The 24288-nt window shown below is 45.7% G+C and carries 20 protein-coding genes; 15 read left to right on the top strand and 5 right to left on the bottom strand.

Features of this window, described 5'->3' with window-relative positions:
• Nucleotides 1-21: 21 nt before the first annotated feature.
• Both FHW36_RS08295 and FHW36_RS08290 read right to left on the bottom strand, forming a co-directional pair.
• Entirely contained in the window at nt 22-3003 is a 2982-nt protein-coding gene (locus FHW36_RS08295; protein ID WP_145665508.1) for a glycoside hydrolase domain-containing protein, read from the bottom strand.
• A gap of 1328 nt (nt 3004-4331) precedes the next feature.
• Nucleotides 4332-5288: a hypothetical protein gene (locus FHW36_RS08290; RefSeq protein ID WP_145665506.1), complete on the bottom strand. Its 957-nt coding sequence runs from the start codon at nt 5286-5288 to the stop codon at nt 4332-4334.
• A 609-nt stretch (nt 5289-5897) separates the two neighbouring features.
• Between FHW36_RS08290 and FHW36_RS08285 the strand changes: the two genes are divergently transcribed.
• From FHW36_RS08285 to FHW36_RS08225, 14 genes are all read left to right on the top strand, one after another.
• On the top strand, nt 5898-6368 hold the full coding sequence (locus FHW36_RS08285) for an NDR1/HIN1-like protein (RefSeq protein WP_145665504.1): 471 nt from the start codon (nt 5898-5900) through the stop codon (nt 6366-6368).
• Between the two features lie 135 nt (nt 6369-6503).
• Nucleotides 6504-7415 carry a hypothetical protein gene (locus FHW36_RS08280; RefSeq protein WP_145665499.1) on the top strand — a complete coding sequence of 304 codons (912 nt, stop codon included), beginning with the start codon at nt 6504-6506 and terminating at the stop codon, nt 7413-7415.
• Between the two features lie 492 nt (nt 7416-7907).
• Nucleotides 7908-9209 (top strand): S8 family peptidase, encoded by a 1302-nt coding sequence (locus tag FHW36_RS08275; RefSeq protein ID WP_145665496.1) that lies wholly within the window; start codon nt 7908-7910, stop codon nt 9207-9209.
• A 20-nt stretch (nt 9210-9229) separates the two neighbouring features.
• Entirely contained in the window at nt 9230-11161 is a 1932-nt protein-coding gene (locus FHW36_RS08270) for a hypothetical protein (RefSeq protein WP_145665493.1), read from the top strand.
• A gap of 50 nt (nt 11162-11211) precedes the next feature.
• Entirely contained in the window at nt 11212-12249 is a 1038-nt protein-coding gene (locus tag FHW36_RS08265) for a hypothetical protein (protein WP_186452347.1), read from the top strand.
• Nucleotides 12250-12261: 12 nt separating this feature from the next.
• Nucleotides 12262-14319, top strand: a complete 2058-nt coding sequence (locus tag FHW36_RS08260; RefSeq protein WP_145665487.1) for a hypothetical protein — start codon at nt 12262-12264, stop codon at nt 14317-14319.
• Nucleotides 14320-14323: 4 nt separating this feature from the next.
• Complete coding sequence (locus FHW36_RS30450; RefSeq protein WP_186452346.1) at nt 14324-14479, top strand: hypothetical protein; 156 nt, start codon at nt 14324-14326, stop codon at nt 14477-14479.
• The gene (locus FHW36_RS08255) at nt 14476-14751 is read left to right on the top strand and encodes a hypothetical protein (RefSeq protein WP_145665482.1); all 276 of its coding nucleotides are present in this window, start codon (nt 14476-14478) and stop codon (nt 14749-14751) included. The genes FHW36_RS30450 and FHW36_RS08255 overlap by 4 nt, the downstream gene beginning before the upstream one ends.
• Complete coding sequence (locus tag FHW36_RS08250) at nt 14741-15478, top strand: hypothetical protein (RefSeq protein ID WP_145665479.1); 738 nt, start codon at nt 14741-14743, stop codon at nt 15476-15478. Before FHW36_RS08255 ends, FHW36_RS08250 begins: the two co-directional genes overlap by 11 nt.
• A gap of 14 nt (nt 15479-15492) precedes the next feature.
• Nucleotides 15493-17064 (top strand): M15 family metallopeptidase, encoded by a 1572-nt coding sequence (locus tag FHW36_RS08245; RefSeq protein ID WP_145665477.1) that lies wholly within the window; start codon nt 15493-15495, stop codon nt 17062-17064.
• A 27-nt stretch (nt 17065-17091) separates the two neighbouring features.
• Entirely contained in the window at nt 17092-19617 is a 2526-nt protein-coding gene (locus tag FHW36_RS08240) for a glycoside hydrolase family protein (protein WP_145665471.1), read from the top strand.
• Between the two features lie 293 nt (nt 19618-19910).
• Nucleotides 19911-20522, top strand: a complete 612-nt coding sequence (locus FHW36_RS08235; protein WP_145665465.1) for a class I SAM-dependent methyltransferase — start codon at nt 19911-19913, stop codon at nt 20520-20522.
• A 27-nt stretch (nt 20523-20549) separates the two neighbouring features.
• Nucleotides 20550-20801, top strand: coding sequence for a hypothetical protein (locus FHW36_RS08230; protein WP_145665462.1), 252 nt, complete (start codon nt 20550-20552; stop codon nt 20799-20801).
• A 72-nt stretch (nt 20802-20873) separates the two neighbouring features.
• The gene (locus tag FHW36_RS08225; protein WP_145665459.1) at nt 20874-21641 is read left to right on the top strand and encodes a YoaK family protein; all 768 of its coding nucleotides are present in this window, start codon (nt 20874-20876) and stop codon (nt 21639-21641) included.
• Here FHW36_RS08225 and FHW36_RS08220 read toward each other — a convergent pair.
• From FHW36_RS08220 to FHW36_RS08210, 3 genes are all read right to left on the bottom strand, one after another.
• Nucleotides 21608-22009 carry a DUF983 domain-containing protein gene (locus tag FHW36_RS08220; protein WP_145665456.1) on the bottom strand — a complete coding sequence of 134 codons (402 nt, stop codon included), beginning with the start codon at nt 22007-22009 and terminating at the stop codon, nt 21608-21610. The genes FHW36_RS08225 and FHW36_RS08220 overlap by 34 nt on opposite strands.
• Before the next feature lie 59 nt (nt 22010-22068).
• Nucleotides 22069-22473 (bottom strand): hypothetical protein, encoded by a 405-nt coding sequence (locus tag FHW36_RS08215; RefSeq protein WP_145665452.1) that lies wholly within the window; start codon nt 22471-22473, stop codon nt 22069-22071.
• Between the two features lie 232 nt (nt 22474-22705).
• The gene (locus FHW36_RS08210) at nt 22706-23698 is read right to left on the bottom strand and encodes a nucleoside hydrolase (RefSeq protein WP_145665449.1); all 993 of its coding nucleotides are present in this window, start codon (nt 23696-23698) and stop codon (nt 22706-22708) included.
• 228 nt (nt 23699-23926) lie between these two features.
• On the opposite strand from FHW36_RS08210, the gene FHW36_RS08205 reads away from it, so the two are divergent.
• On the top strand, nt 23927-24277 hold the full coding sequence (locus FHW36_RS08205) for a Bor/Iss family lipoprotein (RefSeq protein WP_145665446.1): 351 nt from the start codon (nt 23927-23929) through the stop codon (nt 24275-24277).
• The last annotated feature ends 11 nt before the right edge of the window (nt 24278-24288 follow it).

Genomic DNA, 24288 nt, shown 5'->3' with positions numbered 1-24288 from the left:
AGATGAATATGCTATTCCTTCTTATTTTTCTTCTATAATGATAAATCCGCCTTTCCCTTCTTCAACTTTAATATCAGCCAGGTCACCAACTGCCTGTCCACGCTGTAAACCTTCTACCTCAGGAAAAGAAACATTTACTTGATTAGGATTCCATCCCAGTGATTTCCAGTCCACGTCCAACCTGATGTTAGCGCTACTTTTTGCCCAGCTGGCATAAACGATCAATAGTTTCTTCGGCTGGCGGTAAACAGTCACCTTTACGCTACTGTCGCTACATTTTACGGGGAGTGCGGGATCCCAGCAACCAACCATCCTGGCGTTCTTTATATCAAACTTGTCCCACAACCGCCAGAGTGCCGATGGATCACAGCCTGTCCAGCCCAGTCGTGAGGTCATTCCGAATAGCATGCCACGGTAAGCATTGCCACAGTTATTCAGCATCTCGCTATACAACCCAAAAGGGATGCCTGATACTTCCACCAGCCAATAATCAGGACTTTCATTATAATTATAGCCTTCGCCCAGCCATAAACTATTGAGACAGGGAAATAGTTCCATGTATTGGTTGGCCGGGCTATTCAGCCCATAACTCGGGTGAAAATTATTGCCGGAATGAAAGTCAATTAAACAGCTATCGGCCGCTCTGTCCATTACTTTTCTAACTCTTTTCATAATATCCCGGTCGTATCCTACTCCATCCAGGTAAATACCCCTGATTCCTACATTTTTCACCAACCAATTCAGCCCTTCCAGGTAATAATTGTGCCAACGGCTAAGCCCCTGGGTTCTGATTGACATATCATATTCCGAATTTTCCAGAGGGGTATGCCAGGCAGCATCATAATTCTTTCCCAGGTGTTCTACCAGCCAGGGGCCGCCGGTCGAGAATAAATTTCCACCTACACCATCATCTGCAAACTGATCTGCCAATTGCGAGCCTTTACCCGGTGAAAATATTTCATCACCCAGGCTACGCAATGCCCAGATTTCGGGGGTATAATTAGTTAACTCCCTAACGGTATAATATAATTTAGTGCTGATTCCGATGCGCCTGTTAGCGGTCACATATTTCGTTAAAGTATCAGTAGTCAGGAATGGATAATTGATATAGGGATTCAGCATATTGCCCTGGTGAATATTCATAACAGTAGCTCCCTTTTCAGATGCCACTTTCCTCCAGTTTGCCAGCGGTGGATCTGCCTGAAAATACCGCTCGCTCCAATGTTCCTGGTCTAACGGCTTTACGGGTGTGATCAATAACCCAAAATTCAAATGGATGATCTGCCCTGCCCGGAGCTGTTGCTGCCCTGTGAAAGCCTTTAGCATCACCTTATCCGCTTCTTCAAGGATATGGCACCCTCCCTTTCCATCGTTACTCCAATCTTTGTAGGGTCCTGTTTTATCAAAATTATATAACGTCCAGTCCGGTGTTTCATTTTTCAGTTTGCATTGCAATCCTGCATTCACATCTCCCATCCACAGCATATTGTTGGCGTTCTTTTCTTCCCATTTCCAGTCCCATCGCTCTGGCCGTACTCCCCCTTTACGGCCGAGGCCCATCATATAAATGGCGGCTTTCCGGGCATACGGAATTCTCAGTTCCATATTATCTATCGCACAGTCTTTCAGTGCCTTAATTGCCAGCTGGTAGTTGATATAACCGTCACACTCCATTTTTGCCCAAACCTTCAGCACAACGCCGTCCCCTTCTAATTGCGTTTCCCAGCTTACCGCTCCGTCAGATGGCTGATGAACAGCAGGCGTCGGCCCTTTCCACGCAAGCTCTTTTCCATTTTGTACTACCACCATTTTTACAGGCCCATTAAGGATGTCTCTTGGCTGGCCATTAACGTCATTATTAGATCCCGTAAAGCTGCTGGTTATTTTATCGGGGAAACCATACTTATCAAATCTTAATGTCCTTCCCAATATATTGACGGTCCGTTGTTTTAGTACCACTGGTGTATACGGCCTATATACACTATCATCCAGCCCGATATCCGAATCCAGCCAGTTTAGTCGCGCGAATGTAGGCAGTTCATTGTAGCCTCTGTCTTCAAGGAGAGCATCTTTAATGTTTAGCTGTACAGGAACGCTTCTTTCTTTATCACCCTCCGCGGACACTTTAACCCATCCGTGGTACACGCCTGGTTGCGCCTCCCGGGGAATATCCACCCCTATCCATAGGGCCTGTACCTGCCCCTTGCCTACCGAAACTTCCTTTTTAAATGATTTACCCAACCAATCTTTCCCTTCCAGGTTAAAACACCTGATAGCGGCGGCGGAAATCTTTCCACCTGTTGGATTTTCTAAATCTGAAAATTGCAGATGTAGTTTTTTAAGTGCGTGAAAAGCGGCGAATACCCCGACCTGGTACACGTAAAATTCGTTGCGCGATGCCAGTCCGTAAAATGTACCCCCTTCGCCTTTCTCTATCCAACGCTGGCAGATAGCGGAGTCCATTCTCACCGGAAATTTTCTATCTTCCGGAAACAGCAGAAAGTCCTTCTCTTTATTCTTCTCCAGCAGATCCCTGACTTCCTGTTGCGTAGCTACAATCTCCATGGGATAGAAGCTGTTAAAAGAATTAATTGCCTCAAAGCGTAACACTTTTGCGTCGGGAAGGTTTTTAATATTTAGCTGCTGTTGCCACGCTGTGTTATAGGAGTTATCTGGCTTCAGGTAGGCAGTACTGGGGAAATACCAGCTCCCGCCTAATTTATAGGGCATGTAATACAGGTAGTACTCTCCAGGCCCTGTTACCGGTTCAAAAATAATGTCGCCGTATTCCGCATTTACGGTAACGGTATAAACATTTTTCACCGGCTTTCCACTAAACGCATCCACTACTATCAATCCTTTTCCTGCGGGATTATCCTTTCTCCGCCAGGGTACATGGACTTTCACCGCATTAGTGGGTTTACTAACTTCTATTACTGCCCGGTGGTTGCCTAACTCATTTTCGTTCCACTGACCAGTACCATAAGTTGGTAACTGCGCCATTAGCAATTGGCCAGTTACAAGGAGTGCCGGTAATAAAACCCAAAAAATAGCTACACCATATCTAGAACTATCCGTATTGCCAGGTTTCATGCTTTCCATTTTTTTTATTATCAATCAATGAAATTACAAGCTGGCGCTCAGATCTAATCCCATTAATTTGATAATTGCCTATGTTTTTTTGATCCCGGGAAATTAAAGTTACGCTCCTGATATAGGATATGTGATAATGCGGTGCTAGTTTTCCTTTCCGCACCAAGAAAAATTGTGAATCAGTTGCCATAAATTCATAAAAAGGAAGAGGGCAGCTTGTAATTAATTGGGATGGCTCCTTTGTTTTGTATATTTTCTGGAGTTAATTTTCCACCATCACAATGATAATAATATGCATTTCAGATGGCAAATTTTGTCCGATGCTAACAAGCTATTTCTTTCTAATATTGTGTGTTAGCGTCAGTAACCCGGTTTCCACCATTACTTCTTCTATGCCTGGAGCAACAGATTATTATCAAGAGTTGTTGTATCTGTAGGATTGGGATGTAGGCTATAAGAAAATATATATTGACTGTTAGTGCTAATCTGTAAATTACAGGCTGGTTTAAGCTGACTATTTTATATGATCCTCCTTCATTTGCATAAAAGTAGCGTCAGCATTAGTTTTGCTGTAACTGTTTCCGCCCGGTATTTCTCCTGCGTTCATAATTATCCAGTGCCGAGGACCGGTGTTTACCAGCATAACCAAGCTTTAGTGGCGTCAATCTTCTCAAAACCGGAAGGATCAGTATCGTTGTCAAGTTTAGCCATAGCTCATTTAATTGTTTACCTACCCTCTCTTTATTATGCTTTATACTCAAAAGTCCATCGGTGCATAACAAATGCAGCACTTGCGTAAAATTAGCTGCCAGTCTTTTGCAGACGGCCACTTCGAAACCGGTTTATTGTATTATGATTGGGCTTACTCATCCCGCTAACCCGCATAAAGTAAGTATTCTGACGTCATGTCTCTTCTCTATCGGCTGATCTGTTGATACTAATTCATTCAGATCAGAAGGGAATAACATTCTTTAATTTTGATGAGTACTTTAAATGCGACTGATAAGCTTTTACCTCTTGCCATCATTAAATTTATGTAATAACTCCTGGTGGGTAAATACTTACAACTCCCTTTTTCTTCAATTGCAAATTGTGAATAAAGGCATCTAAAAAAAGGAAAATAAAAGAAGCTGCCTCTTTCATTTATGAGACAGCTTCTTTAAATTGAGTTGATCAGAATCAAATTATTGTATCGTTAGGGGAATGGCACCAGATAATATATTCTGTTGATTAGTGAGCTAAAAATTAATCAATACACTGTCTTTAGCCCATTCCGCGTTATTAATGGAAGTATTTACCCCATCCAGATTTGTGGTGGTAAATAAATTACCGGATAGTACAGTTCGTTTACCTGGCACGAGGGTTACATTATAAATATTCTTTTCACTTATTGTAACGCCCTGTGCGTCTTTACTTAGGAGGTTTACAACAGTTTTAGTTGAAGACATTGCGAACAGTATATATTCTTTAGAAAAATTTTCTGTCCCAATTAAAGTATCTGTCCCGATAACATCTGGTGAATAACCAGATAGGCCTTGTCCGCCGTCAACGGGTTCTCCTCTGGACAGGCGCAATTTATTCAATATCATTGACACTACTTCCAATCCTCCACGTTGCGGGTCGGATAGCAATGAGATGGTAATTGATTTCGTGCCAGTAGGGATTTTGTCTTTAATTACAACTTTTAACTTAGAAACTATCCTATCTAAAGTCATTGTTTGATTAATAGCGCCACTTACGCTAATAGGTATATTTTTAAAGAAAACATCTGTTCCGGGCAAACCAAATACCAGGAATCGGTCATCGCCGTAAGTGGGTTCAATTGTTACCGGATCTTTCGAACCGATCATGGCAATATTGTAATTACCAGCCGGCATAGAATCTATTATATGCCCAAATGCAGTATCTGTAGATGTCTGGCGGACTTCCTTTAATTTTGCACCGTTAGCAAAAACGTAAAAGTAAATATAATTAATATACTTCTTAAGCGTATCAGGATCAGTTTTTGCAGTAGAGCCGCCTGAAGCAGATCGGGCATTGCCGTCAAAATCCCCGATCATTTGATTAAATCCGGATATATCGAATTTGATAGCAAATTTTTGACTATCGTCTTTAGGAATGTTTTCATGACTTGATTTCGAGCAGGAGGTTAACAATACCATCAGCAGGGCGGTACAAAATATCAACGTTTTCATAAATGGATGATGTTAGGTAAAATAAGAATTTAACGGGATAAAAATAATCAAAATAATGCAAGAACCACTCATTTAGACTTTTTCGGAGACTGGCAGTTATACTTTGGACAGGATAACAAGCCAAAATACTTCACCAGTCAGTGTAAGAAAGCGGCAAATGACATTACTAAAGGAAAAAATTTTGCGTTAACTATTCTAAATCCAATCTATAATTATCAAGTAATACCCAAATCTCAGCCAGGATATCCAATATGCCTGTCCTATTTATTCGTCGATCAGGATAAACAAAAAATAAGTATCCACAGCGCCGGTATAACATCCCTAATAAAATGAACTGTACAACCTGCTATGCCGTTAACAGCTATCTCCCTGTTGTTGATTAGCTGTACTTATCTTTTACAGACCTATTCCACCTATAAGGTGGCGTGGAAGCCGGTGTGCCGGATCGCCCTTATTGACAGCTGCCGGATAATTGTAGCAATAATAATTGCCGGGCTGGTATTTTCGAGAGAAGTTATATAAGCGTTTTTTCCGTCCTCTTCACCCTTTTTCCAGCGACGCTTGCCTTTTATACTGCAACATCATTTATCAACCAAAATTAATTAGCGTATGAAAGTCTGCGAGGGAACATTCAGGATGACAATCCTGGCAATAGCTGCCGCCATTGCCCTATCGTCCTGCTCATTTTTCAAAACACCAGAGGCCAGGCTGCCAGGTAAACTGGCTATTAAGGTCTTCAACATCACGCCCCAAAGGCCGGCACTACGAGTTACGGGCGTATACTACAATCCCAACAACTACGGCTTCACCTTTACCGGCGGAGAGCTGGACCTCCGGTTGGACACTTTTTACCTGGGACATGTAAAACTCGACACCGTGATGAACATACCTGCCCATGCCACCTTTACCGTGCCGGTGATAGTGGAGCCTGATTTTGCAAAGCTGGGTAACAGCGGCATCAATATGGCCGATTCTGTACAGGTATCGTTTTCTGGAACCATGGCAGGGAAAGTGGGATGGTTCTCAAAAAAAATCGATATTAAATACCAGGGCAAACATTTCCTGGATATAAGTTTCTAACAGGGTCAGATGCGTTGTCTGCTTATTTTCTAATCTTATTTTAATCAAAAAATAACATCAACAAGCATTTACAGATTAAACTTTTTAACCATAACAAAGTCTATGGTCATCATATAGTATAATCTGTAAAAGCACATGAAAATTTTATCCCTATGCCTGCTGTTCCTGCCTTCAATACCTATATTGGCGCAGCAACACGATTCGCTGTCAACTACCGGTAACGAACAAACGATAATAGCCTGCAACGAAGGGCGTCAACCGCGTTTTAGTGCAGGCCTGGAATACCTGAGCGACAACGTATATGCCGGCAGGAAAGACGCCGCCCGCATCCCGTATTTGTCCGCTGCACTGGGTTATTATCATAAATCCGGGCTATACGCCGAGGGCGCCCTTTCTATGTTAATGAATAATAGTACCCGTGTGGACGCCGGCATATTTACAGCCGGGTATATGTTTTCGCAGGGTAATTTTGAGGGAGAAATCAGTGCCTCCAAATTTTTCTATAATACGCTGAGTGACAACGTACGGTCGGAAGTAAAGGGTGATGCACATGCCAGCCTCACCTATGATTTCAATGGAATTATTGCAGCGACGGCAGAGGGATATATGAATTTCGGGTCAAAAACCGACTATCTGACAAAGCTTGCATTGGAACATAGCTTCGACCTGTTCAACGATCGCCTGAACATCACCCCTACGGTAGCAGCCAATGCCGGAACACAACATTATTATGATAACTATTATAACAACCGTCACCTTAGCCCTGTAGTAAATGTAAGCAAGAAAAAGAAGCAGCGTCAACCACCTGCGGTGACAGCGGATATGAGCAACGCATCCAATTTTACAGTTTTAGATGAAGAGCTAAGCTTACCTATATCTTATACTATTCATAAACGGCTCAGTTTCTCATTTGAACCAACCTATGCTATTCCATTGCATCCGGCAGTACTCACTTTAACAACACTGGCTACCAAAGAATCAACGGTAAAAGTAGAACGATTGCATAACCAGTTCTATTGGTCTTTGGGTATTACCTATGAGTGGTAAGGCGGGCTTTCTCATTATTAAAACAAGCCAGCCCTATTTAATAGATGAATAGGGTAAATATTTTTTGCTGAGAACCTGGTTAAAATAAAATCGTTTTTATTGTATTTGGACAAACAATTTCGTTTGTCCAATTTTTTTTTGCGGATTCCTTATTATTTCCTAGCTTCATATTCCAGAGCCTACAATATTTAGTTCGAGCCCCTTTTTTACAATAGTTTTTGGAGATGTAACCTCAAGAATTTCAGCATTTGGTGTTTTATAGCATATCTTTTTGAATTGTCGGAATCTGGTACCGTTTTAATTTCAACACTTTGTAAACTTTAACAGCAAATCAAGTCGTATCGTACTGGCGTTATGTAGCTAGGACCGTGTTGTCGATTATTTAGATGTGTATACCCCAGCATCCTACTGCTATTGCCCTATAGTTACACATTACCATATCATTAGCATTAGCTTGTCGATTATCAAACGGCATGGATAATCATTGCCTCTATGAAAGAGCATATCATTATTAAAGTTGCAGGAAGTATCCGGGATCAACTTCCGGCCAACATCCCCTACTGGATTGATTTTATCAACGATAAAACAACGGTAGTAGAACGATTCCACCCGGACGTGGACCGCATCTTTAATGATGTGAACCGTAAGTTCTGGACCACGCGGGAGTACAAACAGCATACCGCCGACTGGAGTGCCGATGAAATGCACGCCGGTTTGCATCTCACCTTCCGGATTATTCTCCAGGAAGATGGGAAGCTACCCGATGAAGTCGTACAACGAATCGGACACCTGCCATTTATTGTGCAGGTACGCACGCTGCTATTAGGCACTACCGAGTTCCCGCGCGAAGTAGCGGGCGCATTCACGATGGCGGTTACCGACCCTGGTGATTTGATCTATTTGCCTTATGCCAAAGAATGGACACGAGGTGTGAAAGACGTACGCGTGGCCGTGCTGGACACCGGCGCTAACTTCAGTCACCCTGAGCTGGAAAATAAAATTGTACTCAGAAAAAACTTCGTCGACCTGCAGGGACTCGATACCTCCGAATTCATTGGAGATGTACTGAATATAGATGCCATGCCCGAGGACCAGGTAGGGCATGGCACACACGTATCCGGTATTCTGGCTGCCAAAGGATTAAAAATGAACGAAGGTGTTTGCCCCTCGTGCAGCCTCATGGTAGTACGGGTACTCGCCGCCATGAAAAGCGGCAACCGTATCGTAGGCGCGGGCATTGTTGACAATATCAACAATGGTATCAAATGGGCAGTAGATCATGGCGCCGACGTAATCAATATGAGCCTGGGCATAAAGCATTCCGGCGGAGGACTTCCACATGAAGACATCGTAAAATATGCACTCAGTAAAAACGTAACGATTGTAGCCGCCAGTGGCAACGATGGTACCGATGAAAAATATTATCCGGGCGCGCTGGACGGCGTTTTTGCAGTGGGTGCAGTAGATGGCTCCGGCCAGGTAACCGGCTTCACTTCCTATGGCGCCAGCATCACGGTAGTAGCACCCGGTTCTAACATCTACAGCTCTTTCCTCAACAATGGCTATGCGCTCTCCTCCGGCACTTCACAGGCATCGCCGTTCGTGAGCGGAGCAGTGGCACTCATGAAATCACTGGCCTATGAAAAAGGCCGCAAGCTTACAAATACAGATATCAATTATATCCTGAGAAATACATCTGACAGGCTCACCAGCAAAGTAAGGGATCAGAAGGCCGGATACGGCCTGCTTAACCTCGCAGATTCATTCAAACTGTTAAACGCTATTTTATCATAAATTCTTTAAACAAAAAGTCAATGGCAACGCTCAATTTTTTCCCTACAAACGGCGTTAAAATACGCAGAACAAATGTCACAACAAATGGCGTCACTGCTGATATTGATGCCAATGTGAAAGAGCAGCTGGTGTATCTGAACGACCTCCTTAGTAAACCCATCTACCAGAAAGATGAGAACGGAGACTGGACCGGGCCAGATGGTACCTTTATCCAGGACTTTGTAACTGCCTCGTTGAAAACCAGGCGCTATGGCAGCAGGTACAAAGATGAACAGCAATGGGAAGAAGGTAGCCTCCTTAGCAATATCTACAGGGCTATCAATGCCAACAGCTATCTCAATAACGGCAGTACCGTTCATTACAGCCTCGAAGAATACATCGATGCAGAAGATAAACTCTCCCTGCTGAAGTTCGATTTCTCCGACAGGCTGATGAACAACTGGAATAACCTCGACATTAATCCACGCAGCATACTCAACTATCCAGGTATCGTCAACTACCTGCTGGCCATGGGTTATAACGCTGGATACCAGGAAATCAATGGTCTCACCAATTTCATTTTTGGCAACAGGTCCGGTAACCGCAACATCATCAGTTACGCGCAGGTAAGCGCCGCTCGCGAGTATATCCACGCGGAAAAAGTGGATGTAGAATACAATACCGACACTGCCCAGATCATCCAGGATATCCTCAAAAACAACCCTTCTTTCTCCTCACAATCCTTCTACCCCTTCATACAAACAACGGTAGCAAACTATGTGAGCAACAGCAAAGAACTCGACCTCCTAAAATTATCGAAATACTATGATGATATACCGGTAGCGATGATTCCCCGGCTCATCAAGATGATCAAGGCATCTGTGCTGCCGGTCACCAAAACCAATATCGATACCCTCCTGCCCATTTTCATGAATGACATTGAAAATACACCAGGATGGCAGGACGATACTTCAGACACCGATACCACCACCAGCCAGGGTGCGCCCGACTTCAGCGTTACCTTCCTCGACGAAGACAATGCCGTAGTACAGATCCTCTCCGACAATATCCGCTGCGCAGCCCAGATGTTCTACTCCATGACCCTGGGCGATGAGCTGGATGTGTTCAATGTGGTCAATTTCTTCACACACAAATATATGGTCAGGGGAAATATACAGATCTCCGACCAACAGCTCCGGGAAGACCTCCAGCTCTACGTTTTCTCCAACAAATTCACTAACCCCAAAACTGGCAAGATCGTAGACAGAACCCGTCCCGCAGAACGCATGATGTTCTACAAACAGGTGTTCAACTACGGCAATGCACCGGTTACTGAAGATGTGGTAGTGAATAAGGAGTTCCCGAAATACTGGCGCATACTTATTATGGAAGTAGCCAAGTATATCCAGAAAGCGCAGGACAGTCCAAACCCCGACAGCTATGTATCCCGTCAAACAGTGATGCAGGCCGTGGAAGATCTGCAATACAACCTCTCTACCCACTGCTCCGGTATGGCCAATGTGATATCACCGATTATCTACGATGAGTTGTACTTCGTTATCAAACGTATCCTCAGTCACCCTGAAATAGTGAAACAACTGGTACCTGCGGGCGGTAACTGGTGGAAAGTAGTGGAACTGCTCTATGAAGGCATGAAACACCAACGTCCGAAGACAACTATCCTTTACAATAAAGCCAAATTGGGTTATGCTATTCTTAACTCCATCGCCGACTACAACCCGGTAACCTTTGAAGATGATACCCGCTTCTCCACCTTTATCAGTAATGTGGACGCCTTCATCATCAGCCAGGCGCAACTGCAAAACAGGGATGATGACGACGACACCAGTACCAAAGATGACCCGGATCATAAACGTATCAAAGGACGTGACAGGGACCGTGATACAGATAGTGACGACAAAGCACCTGACAAAGCTACCGCGCCTGCTGGCAAGGATGAGTGGGACTTTTAACAGACCAGGCATTTGTTCAATTAATCAATCATTCAAAAGTATAACCAGCTATGGATATCAATGTAATACCTTCCAAAGGTCAGATCCGGGAATTTGCCAGGGCGCAGGCAAGAGAAGTATTGGGCAGCAGCGATGTGTTCAGGAATATGCCCCTGGAAGACCAGAAAAGCATCTACCTGTCACTGATAGATGACTATACCGCCAAACAGATGAAAAAACACGGTATAGAAGAAAGTATGGCCACCGACAGCGGAAAAGATATGGGCTACAAAGGCTATGACCCCGGCTTCCAGGGAGATACCAAGTCTTTCAAGGAACTGGTAGACTCTGTGGACTTTCCCAAATTTGTGGCCGACTTGCTGAAAGCCGTGTTCGACGCCAATCTCAAAGTAATGAAAAGCCAAACAGACAGCTATATCAAACTGATGAAGGAAGCCACCAAATCTACTGCGGACTTCATTAAAAAGGTAAAGGATGACGACACCTTTGCGCGGCTGGCTGAATCACGGAGCGATAAGTACAACGTAACCACAGAAAAGCAGGCCGACGGCAGCTCCAAACTGGCACTTACCAATCCCGAAGGCGAGAAGCAGGACCTGGAAGATGCGGAAGTGAAAAAGCATATCCTGGAAGCCAAAATAAATATGGCGAAAGAACACCGCGCCGCACTGCGTGAAGTATTGCTCATGGGCGTCACCCGCCTCGTTGTAGAAAAAGGTGAAATAGACGCACAGGTGGAATTCAGCATCAAAGCCACCCGCGCCAGCACTGCCCATCACGACGACCAGAACATTAACACCGTGAACACGCATGTGGAAGCAGATGGCGGCATACTGGGCGCTATATTCGGCGGACCAAGTATGACCACCGATATCACTAACACCAATATCCAGGTAAACACGTCCGACAAAAAGGCGACCGACGACCTCACCGCTAACCTCAAAGGACATGTAAATATCAAATTCAAAACAGACTACTTCAAACTGGACAACTTCGCCAATATGTACGCAGATGGCGGCGTGGCAGCCCTTAAACCTGCCGGTAACACACCTGCTATTGCAGCCCCGGCTGTTGGCGCACCTCATTAATAACTTTCGGATATGAGCCTGGCTATTTTACATTGGGAATCGGCAGACAACCATAGCTATCACTTTAAGATAGATATCGGTACCAACGAATATTACCAGTTCAAGATAGGCAAGCAGATCGTTACCAGGGCCGGGATCCAATGGGTGGATGATATTTCGAAGGTGACACCTTTTCAGCGAAAAAAGAAACTCACCTTCCTGGGAGACAGTGAAGAAGAAGTAGCACTACCCAAAAAATATTTTGACCGCGAAAACTGCCTCATACAACTGTGCAGTGCCAAAGACAGCAACGGCAGAGCGCCGGCAGTTTCCAAAGTGATCAGGATACCTGTTGCCATGCAGCAGATCAATACAATGCACTTTAATCTCTCCTCATCAGCAAGTACTATGATGGACACTACAGATTTCAACCCCGTAAGGAATATAACCGCTGAGCAACAGTCGCTGTCGCAACAAACTTCTGTGGAGGATATCCTCGGAAGCCTTGTCAGAGCAGTGCTGCCGGCAGCCATCAGCTACCTGAACCCGCAAAACACTACCGCTGCCCCTGGGAGTGGTGCCACAGGCAACAACAGCAATACCAATATGCTCACCAACCTGCTCGGCGCCGTACTGCGTGCCGTGGCGCCATCCATACCCGGGTTCAGCGGACAACAGTCGATAAGCTATGCGGCCGACAGTGATAACCGTTTCGGCAATTATGGCGATAGCTTACCCAACAACAACCAGTTTTCCAGGCCTTTTGTATTCGGTATCGATGACGCACTCCTGGCCAGTATGGCCGGGCCTATCATCCAGCAAGGGTTACAGTTGCTGCCGCAACTCATCAATGCCGCCAATCAGCATAAACTACAAACCCTGCAGGCCAACAACCAGCTCATGAGCACACTGGCCGGCGATGTACAGCGCAGAATGATGATGCAACAGTTGCTGCAGAACCAACCTGCTGCGGGAAGCACGCCCAATATCAATCCTGCTGTACTGGCGCAATTACTGGCCCAGTTGCAGAATGCACAACCCCAGCCTGCCCCCGCTCCTGCCCCGGCAGCTGCCGCACAGTCCCTTTCACTGGACAACGGGGTCTATTCACTCAGCAACGGCGTAATACTTACTTTCGAATCGCTGAAACTTACACCGCACAATGGCAAAGATATATTGCTACTGCAACAGTCAGATAAAATCATCTTCAAAATAAAACTAAATGTAAGTTCATCTCCCAAAAATCCCTTACCACGGGCCATCTATACTTTTTACTTCAAAGACCCTGCGACCAAACAACTTCTCCTGGAAAAAACATTCCGGAAAAAGGATATTGTAGCCAATACCATCACGGAGTTTGAATTCCTGAAAAATGAAATCAGCAGTATCCCTCTGAACAGGAATATCGAAATATTCGTAGAAATGCGTTGGAAAACATCCGGGGAAAAAGTATATAAAGCAATAGGCAATACCGCCGCGGTATTTGTACAACGCTATTTTGTACAAAGCCAGGGAGATGCTGTTTCCGGCGAAAAAGAACTGACTGACATGAAAGTATACCGTTCCTTCTGGAACAAAGTATGGCAGTCGCCCTCATTAGGAAAGTCAAAATCGCTCTGGGAATTGAATGTAGACGCCAGGTACGCTGTATCGCTTTCTGCCGATCATACAGCTAACGGCATCACCCCTACGAAGCTGTCGATCGACGAAAAGGATAAGGAAAGCCTCACCGACACCACTTCCGGCAGGATGAAGGCCGGCATAGAGTTAAGTATCACCGAACTTAACAAGCTGCTCGGCGGATGGGATGGCAACACGCCATTGGCGGACGAACAGCTCAGCGCCATCCGGAATACCGAATTTGCAAAATCCAATGCAGCGGAAATGATCTATAACATTAAGCTGAAAGGCAGAACTTATGAACAGGGCATGATATGGGTAGTACCCGTATTCAAACTTTTTGAGATCACCCTGGGTAAGGTGGAATCACTCAGCCCGGAAGGATATGTGAACCAGACGACGAACACTAAAGTGAAATTTCCACTGCCCGTAAGTGTCAGGATATTAGGTATCAAATCAAATAATCAATAAGCATATGAACTATCCTTATATATATGGTTTGTCGGACGACGACAGCAACGAAACAAAGCAGGATGATGATGCTGCGGAAGCCTACAAATTTGAAGGCTTTGAGATAGAAGTAAACGTGAAAGTGGTATTGAACCCGGTTACAAAAATAAAAGTATCATGATAGACGAAGCATTCATCTCCTTCCGGGAAATTGTGGACAAACTGCTGGACATCCCGGGAGACTTTACCGACGAAGAAAATGGCGTTCATTCCTACATCTATGAAATAGAAATAGGAACGCCGGTAGAACTGGATATAAGTGTGGATGAAAACGGTAAAGTGACGATAGGCAGTATCCCCCCGATGTACCGGGTGGATACCAGTTTCCTGCCGTCTTACCATAGTGTTACGATAAAAGCTGAAAAATATACCGCACCGGAACATGGCGAATGACAACAAATATTGGAATCTTGAAGACTTTGTCGACTCGCTGGTCGTAGAGCTGGATAAAACCCGCGAAACGCTGGCCATCAAAGCTATCAACAAACCGCTGACCTACACGGTGAAAGATCTGGCTATTGACCTCAATATCTTCCCCACTTTTGATGGAGATACGATCAGGTTCATTACCGCACAGCCGGGCCAGCAGGGAGCTTCCAAAGTGAATATACAACTGGGGTCCATTACAGATCAACAGGTGCGGGCTACCACCAAAATTTCTGGATTGAAGAATGATACCAAAATAGAAGACATAGGTGTAGATGAAAAAACACGCAATAAATTACGCAAGATGGGCGTCAATTCGGTGGATGACCTGCAACAGGTAGAAAAAAGGCAGGTGGATATACAGCGGGCATCCGATAATGAAATTGATTACAAAACACTGGCTAACCAGATCCAGAAATCCAGGAGGAACATGACGCCACCAAAAGTAAATGGGGTCAGCCTCTCCCTGGATGACAACAAGCGTCCGTATCTGCATGTAAAAGGCGAAAACTTCACGCTTGATCCGCGGTATCCACCAGTAACGGTCATCAACAACCAGCTGGCAGAAGTGATGGAGTTTAATACGCATGAAGTGAAAATATTGCTGGATAAACAACATATCACACAACACGAATCAGAGCTGATCATGACATTTGATCCTTATACGCTGGTAAAAATGAATATCCGGATCTAAAATGCTAACCGTATATGAAGAAGAAACAAATACCTTACACCTGCTACGATGATGTGCTGAGTAGTTACTATGGCTGTCATCGCCCGCCCAGGAAGAAAAGGAAGACGCTGACGATGAGTTTCGACAATGGTGAAATACTCCCTGGGAAAGACAACGAGCCTTTCCAGGAATATATCGTGGCAAGCTCCCTGGATAAGGACGGGGATGTTTTTGATGAATACGTGGTGCAATCTTATTCCGTTGCGGAAGATAACAGTGGTGAAGAATATGTAGTACAATCATTTTCGTATAATGATGATAGTTATGAATCGCCCTACCAGGGAACCGACTTCATATCCACGTCATCCACGGTAAGCCAGAACCAGGACCTGCAAACCGATGTGCTGGATCCTTTATACACCGAAAGAGCCGCAGACGTTCCTTCTTCCAATAAACCGGATACAGATGCACTGATCAGCGATATTAAAGACATACAACGGCAAAGCCCTCCTGTCGCCAGTGCCCCTGCCGACAACAGCGGCTCGTTATCATCGAGGGAGGAAGAAATAGTGAATGATCTGCAGGCTATACTTTCCGGCAAAAAGGTGTATGATCCGGCTTCAAAGAAAACCGTCAACCGGGAAGATATCGGTAAGCAACAATCTGTTGAGGACAACAAACCTGCGCCGGCGCCCGATCCTGGCGCCAAAAACGAGCATGCTATTTTTGACCGCATCGCTCAAAATATGAAGTATGCCAATGCCTACAATCTTGGCACCATACAGGTAGATACAGAAGAGCTGAATAATCGTTTCAATGAATTTGATAAAGTACCGGAAGCACCGGCCAAGCAACCGGCCACTCCTACCCCGCCGGCCGCTCCTGCTCCTGCGCCTGCTCCGGTGAGTCAGCAGGAAGACTTTGACCCTACCGAATTCATACGCGACCTCGATGAAATGCGCAAGCAGGGACAGGGACAACCGGGAGCCACCGTTGAAGCGCAGCCAGTGCCGAGTACACAGATGAGCCCTCCTGGCGCTACCGCTACGGACTTTCCTCCCAGGCCCACCAACTTACGCCCGTTGCACGCACCCGAACGCGCCGCTGAATTTGGCACTTTCGCCTATGTGGCAGATCCCACTACCTTCAATGGTGATGGCATCCGTGTAACAGATAATTGGGTACACGATAATATTATGAGCGTGAGCATACCCCAGTTGAACGGCAAGCAGGCGAACGGTCGCCCGATACAGCATGGCACCATCCTCTTCCACCGCGCGGGAGCCGACAGGCTACAACGCCTCTGGGCCGCGTGGGACGCTGCCGGATTACTGGACAGGGTGCTTTCCTTTGAAGGTGGATACGCCGCACGCTTTATACGACACACCGAAAACCGCAATCCAAGGCCGCTGAGCAATCACTCGTGGGGCACTGCATTCGACATCAATGCTTCTCAAAACCCATTTGGCCAGGAACCTGCACAGATGGGGCAACCAGGCTGCGTAAGGGAATTGGTGGCTATCGCCAACCAACATGGTTTTTTCTGGGGAGGCCACTTCAACGGGCATAAAGATGGGATGCATTTTGAACTAGGCAAAGCAATTTAATTTTCTCAGTTATACAATCCGTTTAAAATGGAAAACCGTTTCATCGAAATAGACAGCCAGATAGGCACAAAGCGCAGGCGTAATGGTTATGCCAGTGCTGCATCTATTGTAGATCGATTTGCTAATTCATTTGATGCTGTAGACTATACGGTACCTGGCATGGTAGCCCCGCTACGGCAACCAACCGGCATGGTGTGCTGGGCTACTGTTGCCACCATGATGATCAGTTGGCGGCGGCAGGCGTCTCTCTCCATTGAAACAGCCATGGGCAACATTGGCGCCATGTATCTCACTAAATTCAGAAATAATCAGGGCCTTAGCGCCTCAGAAAAAATACCCTTCCTGACGGCTGCCGGCATGCAGTTCGAATACCCGCAAAGTCTCACTGTTGCTGGTTGGGAACACTTGCTGCGCAGCTACGGCCCCATATGGGTTACTACTGCCGAAGGCTCCGATGCCCACTTTGGTATACACGCGCGTCTGATGACCGCTATCCGTGGTAATGGCAATGCCGACGATACCCAATTGACCATTGTTGACCCGGCAAGTGGCACCACCTACCAGGAAAAGCTCGCCGACTTCCTCGTAAAATTTGAAAGAGAAGTACGCGTAAGCCAGGCCTGGGATGGCAGGATACAAATCGTGCATTTCGCCGCAGGCACAGCTGCTGCTCATTCGCTGTCAGACGATAACTACACGGAAACAATGTCTGTCATTTCATCCGGGGGCGTAGATCTTATTAAAAGACTGGAAGGGTTCAGGGCACAGCGGTACAACGACCAGGCAGGTCACTGTACGATAGGCTATGGTACTTTGATCCATAAAGGTAATTGTAACGGCAGCGATCCTTCAGAACAACCTTATCTCAGCGGCATTGACGACGCCAGGGCTACCGCACTGCTTACTGCCCGCCTCAACGACTTCCAGCAGGCCATTAACCAACAGGTAACTGTAACGCTCAACCAAAACCAGTTTGATGCCCTGGTGAGCTTTGTATACAATATTGGCACCGATAATTTCCGGAGATCCACCTTACGCCGGCTGCTCAATCAGGGCAATTACAGCGCCGTTCCCACAGAAATGCGTAAGTGGGTAAAAATACGGCAGAACGGTGCGCTGGTAGACTCACAAGGGCTTATCAACCGCCGCAATGCCGAAATTGCGCTGTATAATACGCCGGTATCAGGTGCTGCGCAATCGCTCTCCCTGGACTATACCAGTTATATGGCCGAAGCCAAACGTTTCTCGGAAGACTTTTCCGTGCAGTCCGATTTTATCCAGCAATATGGCCAGAATGCCACAGATAGTATGCGGCAAACACGTGTACCCGCTTCCGTTACCCTGGCGCAGGCCGCACTGGAGTCGGGCTGGGGCAGGCATGCACCCGGCTTCAACTTCTTTGGTATTAAAGCGGGTGCGCACTGGACGGGCGCCACACAACTGTTAACCACTACAGAAGTGCACAGCGATAACGACCGCAGCAGGCACCCTTACCCGGAAGTTATCTCCATAGAACAATTCACCGACAACAACGGTAATGTCAAATACCGGTGGCGGGTAAAAGATACCTTCCGGTCTTACGCCAATGCCGCAGAGAGCTTCGTTGATCATGGCAATTTCCTTGTCAATAACAGCAGGTACCGGCCAGCATTCAGCCATACAGACGACGGGCGCCAGTTTGCCAGGGAAATTGCGCGGGCAGGATATGCCACTGATCCCAATTATGGCGATACCCTGGTGCAGCTCATTGACCGTAACAATCTTACCCGTTTTGATGTGCCATCAACGCCGGCGCCTTCCGGCAACGGCAGCACAGGCGCGCCAACTATATCGGGAGCCAACAGCAGTACTATCCAGGAATTTGCCAGCGACATCCTTTCCGGCCCCAGCAGGGCATCTATTCCGCAGGCGATACGGCAACAACTGGAATATGTGAGGGATCACGGCAATTATACGTTGAATGGTAACACCTTCACGCCATCACTTCCGCTGCTGCAAAGCATCGCCCAGATTATGTACTTCTCACTGGATCATAACAAAACCGCTAACCCAGCCTTCAGTATCCTCAGCTATATACGTCCGGCGTCTTCCCATCACTCTAACGGTACAGCCGTAGATATCAGCCATATTGATGGAAAACGCATAGACGTCCGCAACCAGCAGCAATGCCTGGATGCCGTGGTGGTGGCCATCAATAACCTGGCTCCCGGCGCTTACGCATTAGGGCTGCCGCGGCCGCCATATGCAGATGGAGCCGGTGCAGAACATGATTTTGCCACCTACAACAGGCATATCACGGTGTATAACGATACTCACCCGCCTACCCTGATGACGCAGTACCAGGATTTGCCCACTACAGGTAACTTCTTCCTGCCTAACCGCTGGAATGAACATTCGCCTACCGGCAGCACTGCTACCGACTTAAATCATATCACCAATGAAGCATCACGCAATACCCTGCGCACAGCGATCAATAATGCCCAGGGACGAGGCGTGAATATCCGCTACCTCTTTGCCGATGCGCTCGATCACCTGCATATCCAGGCGCTGTAAATATTGATCGGGGGCCGCTAACCAGGTCATTATACCCCCAGGTTATAAAAAAAGTGTGTATGGCGCTAAGCCATGCACACTTTTTTTATAACCTGCCGGGAAGTGAGCATAATGAGTAAAAATTGATTTTTCTCAATTTTTCTCTTGAAAAGTATCAATTAAAAGAGAAGAGATATCACCTAGCTTTGCTCCGCGTTATTGTGCTGAAAGCTAGCTGCCTGATGAATTTTTGTTACCATTTGTAGCCACCTGACTTTTATTGCTCACGCTAACATTCAGTTTACTCAAAATTTATGATCAAATCAACATTAGACAATATGCCGTCGAAGCCCATTTGGTATGCAAATGATGCGGCGTTTGACTGGCTATACCCGGAGAGGATACAGCAATTATCAAAACGGCATTGGACACCCATGGAGGTCGCAAAAAAGTCTGCTAAATTTCTGTCCGGCGGGACAGGTAAAAAAATCCTGGATATTGGAAGTGGTGTGGGCAAGTTTTGCTTAATAGGAGGATATTTTTTCCCTGAAGCAACATTTTCGGGCGTTGAGCAACGAAAAGAACTGTTTCATTTCGCGCAGGCCGCCAGGGAAGTAACATGTACCGCAAATGTCGATTTCATCAACTGCAATTTCACACAGGTGAACTTCGACGAATATGACCATTTCTATTTTTACAACTCTTTTTTTGAAAACCTGGTTGATGACGGACAAATAGACCAGCAAATTGAATATTCCACCAGCTTATATAATTATTACGCCCGTTCTATGTTTAAATCCCTGGAGAATAAACCAGGCGGCACAAGACTGGTAACATTTCACAGCCTGGAAGATGAAATTCCTCCCAGCTATCAATTAGTGGATGCTACAGTAGACTTCTTATTAAAAATGTGGATAAAAAGATAGGTATAACTAATAATTAAAATCCAGGTAATGACAGCGGATAAGGATAGTTATTTATTATCAGTGACGGAAAAATTGAAATTAGCCCAAAATAATGAGCAGGTAGAGCGCATCATTTCAACTGCTATCAATGGTATTGAACATGCCGGATACCAGGGAATGCGAAAATCTTTCATCTCGCAACTACAGCGCTGGATAGAGCGTTTATCTCCCCTTGATTGGAACAGCACACAATGGGCCTGTTTTCGCTATGCGTTAATTTATATAAATAGATCCTTTTAACTGCATAAAGTGCGGGGATAAGCAGCTAATTTTTTTTATCAGAACAGTAAGATTGCACAAGTAACATAACAGATGCTTCGTCATATAGGCAGGAAACGGAACTACCGACATAATGTACGACTAGCAGTGCTTCTATGCTTCACGGCGGGAATGGTGAATGCAGCCGGACTATTTGCGTTTTCCGTATTGACAACCAATGTAACCGGACATGCAGCGCTACTGGCACATAAATTGGCCACAGGCGATCTGAGATCGGCGCGCATGGTCGGTTTATGGCTGGTACTTTTTCTGGCCGGTGCATTCTTTTCCAGCTTTTGTATCGGAAAATCAGGACAAAACAGGAGATTTGGCTATACAGTTCCCATAATAGCTGAAATTACGATCCTTGTGCTTGTAGGTAGCTTCGGGTATACTTTTGATCGCTCGATTATTAAAACGGAATATTTTGCGGGCAGCCTTCTTTTTGCGATGGGCATGCAAAACGCTTTGGTATCCACCATCTCAGGCAATGTGGTTAGAACTACGCATCTAACCGGCATGTTTACAGATTTAGGGATTGACCTTTACGCGCTGGTTTCAACATCACCTGAAAATAATGGCAGCATTCGAAAGAAAATTGTGCTACGGTTGGTGATCATATTTTTCTTTCTTGCCGGATGTATTTTGGGAGGATATGTCTTCCTGCATTTAAAATATTATACGTTTTTCATCCCTTCCGTTATACTTGTCGTTGCTATGTTTTATGATGCATTCCGTGTTCGATTTTCAAAAATGGTTCATCGGATCAGAATACGGGATAAGAAAAATCAATGCCGGTCTTCTGCTGCTTCAGGATCATAGCCTATATAAAAAGTCAGGTACAAAGTCCGGGAAAGCCTCATTAACACGGGCATTGAGAGAGTAAGTATAATACCATTCACTATGAGCCAATGGAAAATACTATTATCTCTCCACGTTATACCAAATATCAACCAATACCAGGTTAAATTTAAAACGGAAAACATAACTGCCAACACATAACTTACATACCCTGTTCCGTACCAAAACCCTATCTCAAGTTCTGTCCGCTGACCACAAACCGGGCAATTATCCTGCATATCCAGCACTTTATTTAAATCGTAGGGATTATCGTTCTTAAATAACTTCCCTTTTCTACAGCGGGGACATTTATTCTTTAGAATACTTGAAATAAAACCCGATTTCTTCATACTATATCTTTTTATCTTCTTTCTATTATTACCTGGCTGGCAGCTTTCTTTAGCAATAATTAATGGGCTACCTTCCCCCGAATTAACTTTTGGTAGTTTTCTGGCGATAAGAGAGGTTCCTGGTTGTGAAATTTCAAGGGCGTTACAAAAAATACCCATCCTTTGTCTTGCGGGCTCTCCAGGATCAGGTTCAGATTTCCGGATAGCTGCTGGTTCTGTCCCAGATACTTGCAGGAAATGGGAGCAAGTATGGGGATGATTTCGTTGGGAGTATAGATTTCAGCCACCACAGTTCCCCGGTCAATAATGCCCTTGGGGCTGAGCCACTTAACATTAATAATATTCTCAATATTTTTTAGCCTAAATGCAGAAATACCTACAAATCCGACTGATCCATTAACATCGATCCACTCGTGGTTAGGCGTAAAATTAATCCGTGGGCGGGAAACTGTTGATCTTCTCATGGCGCAAAGGTACCTTCGATATTGTTTGATTTAACTGATACTTTGCAATGCAAAAATTGAGAAAAGTCACTTTTTGTTCCCAGGGGAGCATATTGATGCGCATCGTTCGCCTGCCGGCAGCACTAGTACCGGCTAAATATACCGCATCAGGCCAGGGCCCGAGTTTCGTCATTGTGGATGACCGGGTGCTTCATGACTGTTGTTGATCAGCTCTTCAGGCATACAGGGGGCGCTATCTTCGCGGCGCCATCAACGAATCAAACTTTTCCGCAACCCTGCGGGGATCAATACCTGCAGCAAACTCGCTGACCAGGTAATGTCGATTATCTCTTGGCGCTAAACGCCATACATTTGTCCCATCTTCGAAAATATGGTTGTAGCCCCGGTCTTCTAACCTGAAATAAGGCAGGTACCCTTTAACAGCTACATACACGGCAATAATATCTGCACTGTGGTGCCAGCTCCTGTTCCATCCTTCCAGGAAAAGTTTGTATGCATGCGCCATTGGCGTGTGTTTATATTTTTCCTGGAAAAAAATCCTCCCCGTTTGTACGCTATCTGCAAAAGCACCCCCTCCGGTGAAATAGATGCGCGTGGGCCATTCCGCCACCACCTGTTGAGTAGAACAGGGGTCTGGTTTAAAATTGCCCCACGGGTTTGGATCCAGATCGGCCGGATATCGGCCTCCCATACAAACCAGGTGTTTTACCTTCTTTTTTACCAGGTCAGTGCCATTTAACCCGCTAAACTGGTCCGGTCCTGACTTTAACAAGTTGGAAAGATTGGTAAGATCCCCTACCGTAACCACCACCACGCTGGTATCTTGTTGGGACGCCAGTATCTTTCGATACAGCATAGCAGCATCCGGTGTATGCTCGTCCAATTGAGGACTATGCTTAAACTCCCCGCAAAGGCTGCGGGCATACTTAGACTTATGGTATACGCCGAATCGCTGCACGGCGCCAATCGGAATGTCCGGCCTGCCGTACCAGGTATTGATAACATCCACTGCGCCCGGCGACCAGGGGTTAAGGCCGGATACCATAATAGCCAGTATTTCCGCGTCTCCCTGATGGGCAAAGCCGTGGAGCATGGCCAGCGCACCTACATCGTCCACATCGGAATCCATGTCCGTATCAAAAATAATTTTTACACTTTGAGCAAAGGTAAGATGGCACAATAGCAGGTTAATGATCATTAACCCGATAAACTTCGTTTGTTTCATTTGGTTTTACAGCTTTTAATGGGGCGATGTTGGTGTGTTTTTCAAACGTGAAATATTCCCCTTTCTGTAATAAGACGTGCAAGTTGCTATTTAGGACCTATGGCTGGGAATTTTTTCTTCCGATAGCCATGCAGTAACGATGGGTTTTCAGCTGATCAGCTATGCCTGAACGATAGCCTGTCGCTGGTATTTCCTTTACAAGTAGTATATTTAAGAAAATATAAATCTATGCGTAGCCCCAAATTCCATAGATACGGCGTGCATTTGCTGCTGGTAGCCGGCATGCTGTGTATCAACAGTTGTTATTCCTATCGCGTGGCCACGCACGCACTCCCATCCACAGATACTTCCCCGGTAAACAGCAAGCGGGCCTATAGCCTATTCTGGGGGCTCCTTAACAATCCCCAGGTGATCAGCACGCCCGTATGCGACTCGCTGGGTATAAACGGAGTAGCGGAGGTGACGGTCAAAACTAATTTCGGCAATGCCGTGCTGACCATTTGCACGTTGGGTATTTACTGCCCTGTCAGGATAGAATGGAAATGCGCCAAGCCCTGTGCACAGGTAGATTCCTTATAACTTATTTCTCA

Origin of the sequence: Chitinophaga polysaccharea, assembly GCF_007829335.1 — a bacterium.
GTDB lineage: Bacteria > Bacteroidota > Bacteroidia > Chitinophagales > Chitinophagaceae > Chitinophaga > Chitinophaga polysaccharea_B.
This window is presented reverse-complemented; position numbering and strand designations above follow the sequence as displayed.